The following is a 10189-nucleotide window of genomic DNA, read 5'->3' as shown; positions in this document are numbered from 1 at the left end:
CGCGGGTTGGATGATCGTGCGCGGCGGCTCCCACGGAGGCATCGGCGACGAGCAGGCTGCCAGACCCATCGCCAGCACACACGTGGCAACGGCGGCGGTCATGCGGGCCTGGCCAGCATCCTTGACGAGACAGACAGCGCGATTCATGCGTTTCCTCCCGGAGTTCTGGTGAGCGCACGCAACAAGCGTGCTTGCCTCGCTTAGGATAGCTTACGCAATCGCACGCCCGTATGTCAGTCGGGCGATCGGGCGGTCAAGCCGCCGCAGTCGAGACAGGAAACCGCATGGTGACCCGGAAACCCGGCGATGGCGCGTCCGTGGCCGTTGGCCCGACGGTGAGATCACCGCCCAGATGACGCACCAGGCGATCGACAATCGCCAAGCCGAGCCCGCAATGCGCATTGCCGCCGCGCGCGGGGTCAAGGCGCACAAAGGGCCGCATGACGCGATCAAAGTCGGCAACGGGGATGCCCGCGCCGTGGTCTTCCACCGTCAGCGTGTAGCCGGTCTCGTCCGCCGACGTGCGCACGTTGACAGGCTCGGCGCCATACGCGAACGCGTTGTCGAGCAGGTTGACGACGATGCGCTCCAGATGGGTCGGTTTGAGGCGGAAGCGGTCCCCCGCATGCAGATCGAGCGCGACATGCTTGCCCTGCTCGGCAAACGGCTGCACCAGGCCGCGCAGATGACGGTCGACCGACACCTCGCGCGCCTCGCTGTCGCCGCTTTGCGCGTAGGCGAGAAACTGCTCGACGATGGCCGACATGGATTCGACGTCGCGTTCGATACCCGCGCCGGCTTTCTGGTCGGCCAGCATTTCGGCACGCAGGCGCAGCCGTGACAGCGGCGTCTTCAGGTCGTGCGCAATGCCGGCCAGCATAGTGTTGCGCTCTTCGTCGGCGGCTGACAGGTCAGCGGCCATATGGTTGAACTGGACGGTCAACTGGCGGAGTTCGTACGGGCCGCGCTCCTTGAGCGGTGCCACGTAGCGACGCCGTGCCAGCGCGCCCGCAGCATCGGCCAGTTCGCGCACGGGGCGCTGGATCTGCCACGCCGCAAACAGCGAGAACGCAATGGCAATCGCCAGCACCACCATCACGCCCGGCACCACGGCCGAAATGCTGGGCGGCGCATGCACCCACACCAGCGGCATGGCAATCCACTTGTTGCGCTGCGAAAAGCGCACGAACACGCGCGGCGTGGGCCCTGCTTCCAGCCGCAACTGCGTGTCCGATGGCAAGCGGCGCGCAAGCTGTCGCACCAATTCCGCAGACTTGTCCGATGCCGACGACGCGTCGCCCGACGGCGGCTCATCGGTTTCGGTCACGAGATCCGGCAGCTTCACGTGCAGGTGACCATCCATCGCTGCCTGAAAGGCCTGCAACTGGAACGCCATCTGATCTACCGAGGCCTGGAACTGCCGCTCGCGCCGCTCCGCGCGCAGCACGCCCAGCCACGAGAAATGGCTCAGCACGAGCACCACCACGATCAGCACGGCCAGCCGGCCGAACAGCGTGTCGAATCTAGCCCTGAACTTCATTGACCTCTTCCCGCTCGTCCGGCACGAAGGTGTAGCCGCGGCCGCGCACGGTCTGGATGTAGCGCGGACGCTGGGCGTCTTCTTCCAGCACGCGGCGCAGGCGCCAGATCTGCACGTCGATGCCCCGGTCGGACACGCCGCTGCCGGGCCCGTACATCAGCTCGACGATGTGCTCGCGCGTGAGCACCTGCATCGCATGTCCGATCAGCAGCTTGAGCAGCGCGAATTCGGTATCGCTGATGGAGAGTGCGCTGTCGCCGCGAAACAGCGTACGCATGCGGAAGTTGAGCTTGAACGGGCCGAAGCTGAAGCTGTCGCGGTCTTCCGGGGCCGAGGCCGGCACGGTCAGGCGGCGGCGCAGCACGGCGTTGATACGGGCCAGCAGCTCGCGCGGCGAGAACGGCTTGCCGAGATAGTCGTCGGCGCCGATCTCCAGGCCGATGATGCGGTCGATCTCGTCACTGCGGGCGGTGAGCAGGATGACGGGCACGTCGTCGTTGCGGGCGCGCAGGTCACGCAGGGCCGACAGGCCATCCACCTTGGGCATCATCAGATCGAGCACGACGAGCGCGGGGCGCTCGCGTTCGAGCCGGGCAGCCAGCCCGTCGCCGTCGTGCAGCACGGAAACGGCAAAGCCCTGCTGGGTCAGGTATTCGCGCAGGAGGTCGCGCAGTTCGACGTCGTCATCGACGACCAGGATCTTGGTGCCGCTCATCTGTCTGGTGGAGTGTCTGGTAGACGCAGGAAGGTGTGCTCATGATAGCGACTGTGGCCACCACGAATGGCGCGCACTTTCACCATATTGTTTCGCGCGGTAACACCGCAATGGGTTTGTAATCTCACGTAATAGAACCCGCTGCGCGACTAATTCAGCCCAAAGACGTTGCCTTTAAGCTGCGGTCTGACTGGAACGGGCGCCCGCTATCATGTGCGCTCGTCCCCATATTGCTAAGAACAGGAACGCCAATATGTCCGATCCCAAGGACCAGAAGCCCGGCCAATTTGACGACGCAGGTCGCCGTACGCATGCTGGGAAAGAGACGCCCAACGAGGTGTCTCCGACGCTGCTGCCGCCCCCGCGCGAGGGTGGCAAGCGCCGCCGCTGGGGCATCTGGGTGGTGATCACTCTTCTGGTGCTGATCGGCTACGCGGTCTATCACGCGAAGTATCGCGACGCAGGCGGCCCGGGTGGGCGAGGAGGCGCTGGCGGGCGCGGCGCAGCGATGGCCGGCAAGCCGATGCCGGTGATGGTCGGCACGGCCATCAAGGGCGACATCAACGTGGTGCTGTCGGCGCTGGGCAATGTCACGCCGGTCAACAACGTGACGGTCAAGACACGTGTGGACGGCCAGCTCGTGCGCCTGGCATTCACGGAGGGGCAGACCGTCAAGGCCGGCGACCTGCTCGCAGAGGTCGACCCGCGCACCTATCAGGCGCAGCTCGCCCAGGCGGAAGGTCAGCTAGCGCGCGATCAGGCGCTGCTGCACAACGCGAAGCTCGACTTGCAGCGCTATCAGACGCTGCTCTCGCAGGATTCAATTTCCAAGCAGCAGGTGGATACGCAAGCCGCGCTGGTGCGTCAGTACGACGGCACGGTCAAGCTGGACCAGGGCAATGTCGACAACGCGCGCGTGCAGCTCTCCTACACGCGCATCACCGCCCCGGTATCTGGCCGGGTTGGCTTGCGCCAGGTCGATCCGGGCAACATCGTGCATGCGTCGGACACCAACGGCATCGTGGTCATCACGCAGATCGACCCGATCACGGTCATCTATTCCATTCCCGAAGACAACCTGCCCAAGGTCATGCCGCGCCTGCAGTCCGGCGACAAGCTGCCGGTGGAAGCGTGGGACCGCGGCCAGACCACGCAGCTCGCGCGCGGCGTGCTCATGACGGTGGACAACACCATCGACAACACCACGGGCACCGTCAAATTGCGTGCGCAGTTCCCGAACCAGAACGCGATGCTGTTCCCCAATCAGTTCGTGAACGTGCGCATGCGGGTGGATACGCTGCGCGACGTGGTGATCGTGCCGGGTGCCGCCATCCAGCGCGGCACGCAGGGCACCTTCGTCTACGTGGTGGGCGACAACAACAAGGTGGCGCTGCGCCTGGTCAAGCTGGGCGTGACCGAAGGTGATCGTGTGTCGGTGGCGCAAGGCCTGCAGCCGGGCGAGCGCGTGGTGATCGACGGTGCCGACAAGCTGCGCGACGGCTCGCCGGTTGAGGTGATCCAGCCGGGAGCCGCCGCCGCAAGCGCCCCCGCCGCCGGCCAGGCCGATCAGGGCGGGCGTCATCGCCGTGGCCAGGGTGGTGCTTCAGCACCCGCCGCGAGTGCGCCGGCCGCCAAACCGTAAGCCCTGAGTCGTGCATTGCGTGCACGCGCCTGACGAAGTTTTCTGTTCCGAGCTGGCATGAATCCCTCCCGAATCTTCATCCTCCGGCCTGTGGCGACCACGCTGTTGATGGTCGCCATCCTGCTCTCGGGCCTGGTGGCGTACCGGATGCTGCCGCTCTCTGCGCTGCCCGAAGTCGATTACCCGACCATCCAGGTCACGACGCTGTACCCGGGTGCCAGCCCCGATGTGATGACGTCGTCCATCACCGCACCGCTCGAACGCCAGTTCGGGCAGATGCCGGGCCTGAAGCAGATGACGTCATCCAGCTCGGGCGGCGCCTCGGTCATCACGCTGCAGTTTGATCTGTCGCTCTCGCTCGACATTGCCGAGCAGGAAGTACAGGCGGCCATCAACGCGGCCGGCAACCTGCTGCCGAACGACCTGCCGATGCCGCCGATCTACAGCAAGGTGAACCCGGCCGACGCGCCAATCCTTGCGCTGGCGATCACCTCCAACACGATGCCGCTGCCCAAGCTGGAAGACCTCGTCGACACGCGCATCGCGCAAAAGCTGTCGCAGTTGCCCGGCATTGGCCTGGTCAGCATCAGCGGCGGGCAGCGGCCCGCCGTGCGCATCCAGGCCAATACGTCGGCGCTGGCGGCGCTCGGGCTGTCGATCGACGATATCCGCACCGCCATCGGTACCGCCAACGTCAATGGGGCCAAGGGCAGCTTCGACGGCCCGATGCGCGCCTCCACCATCGACGCCAACGACCAGCTCAAGTCGGCCGCCGAGTACAGCAAGATGATCGTCGCCTACAAGAACGGCGCGCCCATCCGCCTGACCGACGTGGCGCAGATCGTTGACGGCGCCGAAAACAGCAAGCTGGCCGCCTGGTCCAACACCACCCCCGCCATCATCCTGAACGTGCAACGCCAGCCTGGCGCCAACGTGATCGAGGTGGTCAACCGTGCCAAGGCGCTGCTGCCACAGTTGAAGGAAACGCTGCCCGGCAACGTAGAGGTATCGCTGCTGACCGACCGCACCACGACGATCCGCGCCTCGGTATCGGATGTGCAGTTCGAACTGATGCTGGCGGTGGCGCTGGTCGTGATGGTGATCTTCCTGTTCCTGCGCAACGTGCCGGCCACGGTCATTCCGGCGGTGGCGGTGCCGTTGTCGCTGGTCGGTACGTTCGGCGTGATGTACCTGGCAGGCTTTTCGATCAACAACCTCACGCTGATGGCGCTGACCATCGCCACCGGCTTCGTGGTGGACGATGCGATCGTCATGATCGAAAACATCGCGCGCTACATCGAAGAGGGTGACCCGCCGATGGAAGCCGCGCTCAAGGGGTCCAAGCAGATCGGGTTCACCATCATCTCGCTCACGTTCTCGCTCATCGCGGTGCTGATTCCGCTGCTGTTCATGGGCGATGTGGTGGGGCGGCTGTTCCGCGAGTTCGCCATCACGTTGGCGGTATCGATCCTGATCTCGGCCGTGGTGTCGCTCACGCTCACGCCGATGATGTGCGCACGCTTGCTCAAGCACATTCCCGAAGCCGAGCAATCGCGCTTCTATCACGCTGCGGGCGCGTTCTTCGACAACGTCATCGCGCGGTACGGCCGCATGCTGCAATGGGTGCTTGACCGGCAGAAGACGACGCTGCTGGTGGCCATCGGCACGCTGGTGCTGACGGGGCTGCTGTATGTGGTGGTGCCCAAAGGCTTCTTCCCGGTGCAGGACACGGGCGTGATCCAGGGCATTTCGGATGCGTCGCAGTCGATTTCGTTCTCGGCCATGGCGGAGCGGCAGCAGAAGCTGGCCGAGGTGGTGCTGAAAGACCCGGCGGTGGAGAGCCTGTCGTCGTTCATCGGCGTGGATGGCGTGAACACGACGCTCAACAGCGGGCGCATGCTGATCAACCTCAAGCCGAAGGATGAACGCGACGCCGATGCCACCGAGATCATCCAGCGCCTGCAACCCGAACTGGCCAAGGTGGCCGGTATCTCGCTGTACATGCAGCCGGTGCAGGATCTGACGATTGAAGACCGCGTCAGCCGCACGCAGTACCAATTCACGGTGGAAGACCCGGACCCGAACAACCTATCGAAGTGGGTGCCCAAACTGGTTGAACGCCTGCAGCAGACCCGCGAGCTGCGCGACGTGGCGAGCGACCTGCAGGACAACGGCCTGCGCGCCTACGTGCAGGTCGACCGCGACAAGGCGGCCGTGTACGGCATCACGATGGCGGCGGTCGACAGCGTGCTGTACAGCGCCTACGGCCAGCGCCTGATTTCGACCATCTTCACGCAATCGAACCAGTACCGCGTGGTGCTCGAAACGGACCCGAAGATGCAGCTGGGGCCGCAATCGCTGTATGACCTGCACGTGGCATCGAGCAGCGGCCAGCAGATTCCCTTGGGCGCGTTTGCCACGGTGGTGGAACAGCCGGGCTCGCTCGTGGTGAACCATCAGGGCCAATTTCCGGCGGCAACCATCTCGTTCAACCTGGCGCCGCGTGCCTCGCTAGGCGCGGCGGTCGACACCATCAATGCGGTCGAAGAGGAAATCGGCTTGCCGGCCAGCATGCAGACCAGTTTCCAGGGCGCGGCGCTGGCGTTCCGCGCGTCGCTGTCGAACCAACTGTGGCTGATCCTTGCGGCCATCATCACGATGTACATCGTGCTGGGCGTGCTGTACGAAAGCACGATCCACCCGGTGACGATCCTGTCGACGCTGCCGTCGGCCGGCGTGGGCGCCCTGCTCTCGCTGCTGGTGTCGGGCAAGGACATGGGCATCATCGCCATCATCGGGATCATCCTGCTGATCGGTATCGTCAAAAAGAACGCGATCATGATGATCGACTTCGCGCTGGAGGCCGAGCGTGAGCAGGGCATGGCTCCGCGCGACGCCATCTACCAGGCGTGTCTGCTGCGCTTCCGCCCGATTCTGATGACGACCATGGCCGCCCTGCTGGGTGCGCTGCCGCTGATGCTGGGCACAGGCGTGGGCTCCGAGCTGCGCCAGCCGCTAGGGATCACGATGGTGGGTGGCCTGCTGGTCAGCCAGGTGCTGACGCTGTTCACCACGCCGGTCATCTATCTGGCCTTCGACAGCCTGGGCGGACGCCTGCGTGACTGGCGCGCGCGCCGCGCCGCCCGACGCCACGGTGCCGCCGGCGCCAACCAATCTGGCGGGCAACGATGAACCTGTCCGCCACCTTCATCGCGCGGCCGGTCGCCACGGCGCTGCTGACCATTGGCGTGGCGTTGGCCGGTATCGCGGCGTTCCGCCTGCTGCCGGTGTCCCCGCTGCCGCAGGTCGATTTTCCGACTATCTCGGTCAACGCTTCGCTGCCGGGCGCCAGCCCCGAGACCATGGCGGCTACCGTCGCGACGCCGCTGGAGCGCTCGCTCGGCCGCATCGCGGGCATTACCGAGATGACCTCGTCCAGCTCGCTCGGCTCGTCGCGGATCACGCTGCAGTTCGATCTGTCGCGCGACATCGACGGCGCCGCGCGCGACGTGCAGGCTGCCATCAATGCTTCGCGCAGCCTGCTGCCTTCGGGCCTGCCGAGCAACCCGACGTATCGCAAGGTCAATCCGGCCGATGCGCCGATCATGATCGTGGGGCTGACGTCCGACACCAAGTCGCGCGGCGAGTTGTACGATGCGGCCTCAACCATCCTTGCGCAGAAGCTGTCGCAGATCAACGGCGTGGGCCAGGTCTCCATCGGCGGAGCTTCGCTGCCGGCAGTGCGGGTCGAGCTGAACCCGATGGCGCTGAACAAGTACGGCATCTCGATGGAGACCGTGCGCACCGTCATCACCAGCACGAACGCGAACAAGCCCAAGGGCATGATGGAATCGGGCGACCGCGTCTGGACCATCTACGCCAACGACCAGGCAAAGAAGGCCGTCGAATACCAGTCGCTCATCATCGCCTGGCGCAAAGGGTCGCCGGTGCGGCTGGCCGACGTGGCAGAAGTGACTGACAGCGTGCAGGACATCCGCAACTACGGCTCGGCCAACGGCAAGCCCTCGGTGCTGCTCATCATCAGCCGGCAACCGGGCGCCAACATCATCGACACGGTCGACCGCATCAACGACGTGCTGCCGTACCTGCGCAACACCATTCCCGCGCAGATCAACCTCGATGTGATGATGGACCGCACGCCCACCATCCGCGCCTCGCTCAAGGATGTAGAGCGCACGCTGGTGCTGTCGATCGCGCTGGTGATCATGGTGGTGTTCCTGTTCCTGCGCAACGTGCGGGCGACGCTCATTCCGAGCGTGGCGGTGCCGGTCTCGCTGATCGGCACATTCGGGGTGATGTACCTGTGCGGCTACAGCCTCGACAACCTCTCGCTGATGGCGTTGACGGTGGCGACAGGCTTTGTCGTGGACGACGCCATCGTGGTGCTCGAGAACGTCTCGCGCCACATCGAGAACGGCATGCGGCCCATGCAGGCGGCGCTCAAGGGTGCGCGCGAGGTCGGCTTCACGGTGGTGTCGATGAGCTTTTCGCTGATCGCCGTGTTCATTCCGCTACTGATGATGGGCGGCATCGTGGGCCGGCTGTTCCGGGAGTTTGCGGTGACGCTGTCGGTGGCTATCCTGGTATCGCTGGTGGTATCCCTCACCACCACGCCGATGATGTGCGCGCGCTTGCTCAAGCCCGCCGCCGAGGAAGAACACGGCTGGTTTCACCGCAAGACCGAAGGCTTCTTCACCTTCCTGCTCGACATCTACCGCAACTCGCTGGCGTGGGCGCTGCGGCACAGCTGGCTTACCCTGCTCATCCTGTTGGCGACGGTCTGCCTGAACGTCTACCTGTACATCATCGTGCCCAAGGGGTTCTTCCCGCAGCAGGACACCGGCCGTGTGATCGGTTTCATCCAGGCGGACCAGTCGATCTCGTTCCAGGCGATGCGCACCAAGCTGACCGACTTCATCACCATCGTTCGGCAAGACCCTGCGGTGGAGAACGTGGTGGGCTTTACGGGCGGCAGTCAGCGCAATACCGGGCAGATGTTCATTCAGCTCAAGCCGCTGGCCGAGCGCAGGATGTCCGCCGACCAAATCATCAACCGGCTGCGCGGCAAGCTGGCGGGTGAACCCGGCGCGAGCCTGTTCCTGCAATCGGTGCAGGACATCCGGGTCGGCGGTCGGGCCAGCAACGCGCAGTACCAATACACACTGCAGGCCGACGACCTGAACGAGCTGCGCGCGTGGGACCCGAAGATCAAGCAGGCGCTCACGCAGGTGAAATCGCTGACGGACGTCAACACTGATACGCAGGACAAGGGCCTGCAGACGTCGCTCGTCATCGACCGCGACAAGGCCAAATCGCTCGGCATCAACCCGAGCGATATCGACAACGCCCTGAACAACGCGTTCGGGCAGCGCCAGGTATCGACCATCTACAACCCGCTCAACCAATACCGCGTTGTGATGGAAGCGGCGCCGCAGTACTGGCAGAACCCCGACGGTCTGCGTGACATTTACATCATCACCTCGACGGGTGCGCAGGTACCGCTGTCGACCTTCTCGCACTACGAGCCCACCAACACGGCGCTGGCGGTCAACCACCAGGGGCAGTTTGCGGCAAGCACGATCTCGTTCAACCTCGCGCCGGGGGCATCGCTGTCCGGTGCAACGCAGGACATCCAGGACGCGATGAACCGCATCGGCGTGCCGTCCTCCGTGCATGGAAGCTTCCAGGGCACCGCGAAGGCGTTCCAGGATTCGCTCTCGAGTCAGCCGGTGCTGATCCTGTTTGCGCTCATCACCATCTACATCGTGCTGGGCTTGCTGTATGAGAGCTACGTCCACCCGATCACGATTCTCTCTACGCTGCCCTCGGCCGGTGTGGGGGCGCTGCTGGCACTGATCATTACCGACACGGACTTTTCGATCATCGCGCTGATCGGCGTGATTCTGCTCATCGGCATCGTCAAGAAGAACGCCATCATGATGATCGACTTCGCGCTGGAGGCGGAGCGCAGCCAGGGCATGAGCCCGGCGGATGCAATCTTCCACGCCTGCGTGCTGCGCTTCCGGCCGATCTTGATGACGACGATGGCGGCGCTGCTGGGCGCCCTGCCCCTGGCGCTGGGCCACGGCGACGGCGCGGAGCTGCGTACGCCGCTGGGCATCTCCATTGTCGGCGGGCTGCTGGTCAGCCAGATCCTTACGCTCTACACCACGCCGGTGGTCTACCTGGCGCTCGACCGGCTGCGCCTGCGCCGCGCCGGCCGCAGCAAGGACGCACCGCTGCCCGCATTGGATTCGCAAGGAAGCTGAAC

5 protein-coding genes and 1 pseudogene are annotated in these 10189 nt (G+C 65.0%); 3 read left to right on the top strand and 3 right to left on the bottom strand.

Annotation, left to right across the window (positions count from 1 at the left end; translation table 11 throughout):
- From BEK68_RS26255 to BEK68_RS19650, 3 genes and pseudogenes are all read right to left on the bottom strand, one after another.
- Positions 1-147: pseudogene (locus BEK68_RS26255) on the bottom strand (DUF333 domain-containing protein); the annotation flags it as partial.
- Positions 148-253: 106 nt separating this feature from the next.
- Positions 254-1540 (bottom strand): ATP-binding protein, encoded by a 1287-nt coding sequence (locus tag BEK68_RS19655; RefSeq protein ID WP_012430252.1) that lies wholly within the window; start codon positions 1538-1540, stop codon positions 254-256.
- Positions 1524-2255, bottom strand: coding sequence for a response regulator (locus BEK68_RS19650; protein ID WP_004627499.1), 732 nt, complete (start codon positions 2253-2255; stop codon positions 1524-1526). Before BEK68_RS19650 ends, BEK68_RS19655 begins: the two co-directional genes overlap by 17 nt.
- Positions 2256-2508: 253 nt before the next feature.
- Here BEK68_RS19650 and BEK68_RS19645 point away from each other — a divergent pair, with 253 nt between their 5' ends.
- From BEK68_RS19645 to BEK68_RS19635, 3 genes are read left to right on the top strand one after another with little or no spacing between them, the layout of a single operon-like run.
- Positions 2509-3897 (top strand): MdtA/MuxA family multidrug efflux RND transporter periplasmic adaptor subunit, encoded by a 1389-nt coding sequence (locus BEK68_RS19645; protein WP_012430251.1) that lies wholly within the window; start codon positions 2509-2511, stop codon positions 3895-3897.
- Between the two features lie 57 nt (positions 3898-3954).
- The gene (locus tag BEK68_RS19640; RefSeq protein WP_012430250.1) at positions 3955-7089 is read left to right on the top strand and encodes an MdtB/MuxB family multidrug efflux RND transporter permease subunit; all 3135 of its coding nucleotides are present in this window, start codon (positions 3955-3957) and stop codon (positions 7087-7089) included.
- On the top strand, positions 7086-10187 hold the full coding sequence (locus BEK68_RS19635; RefSeq protein ID WP_012430249.1) for a multidrug efflux RND transporter permease subunit: 3102 nt from the start codon (positions 7086-7088) through the stop codon (positions 10185-10187). Before BEK68_RS19640 ends, BEK68_RS19635 begins: the two co-directional genes overlap by 4 nt.
- Positions 10188-10189: the final 2 nt, after the last annotated feature.

This window comes from Ralstonia pickettii, assembly GCF_001699815.1.
GTDB classification, from domain to species: domain Bacteria; phylum Pseudomonadota; class Gammaproteobacteria; order Burkholderiales; family Burkholderiaceae; genus Ralstonia; species Ralstonia thomasii.
Note: the sequence above shows the minus strand (reverse complement) of the source record. Positions and strands in the feature narration are given on the sequence as shown.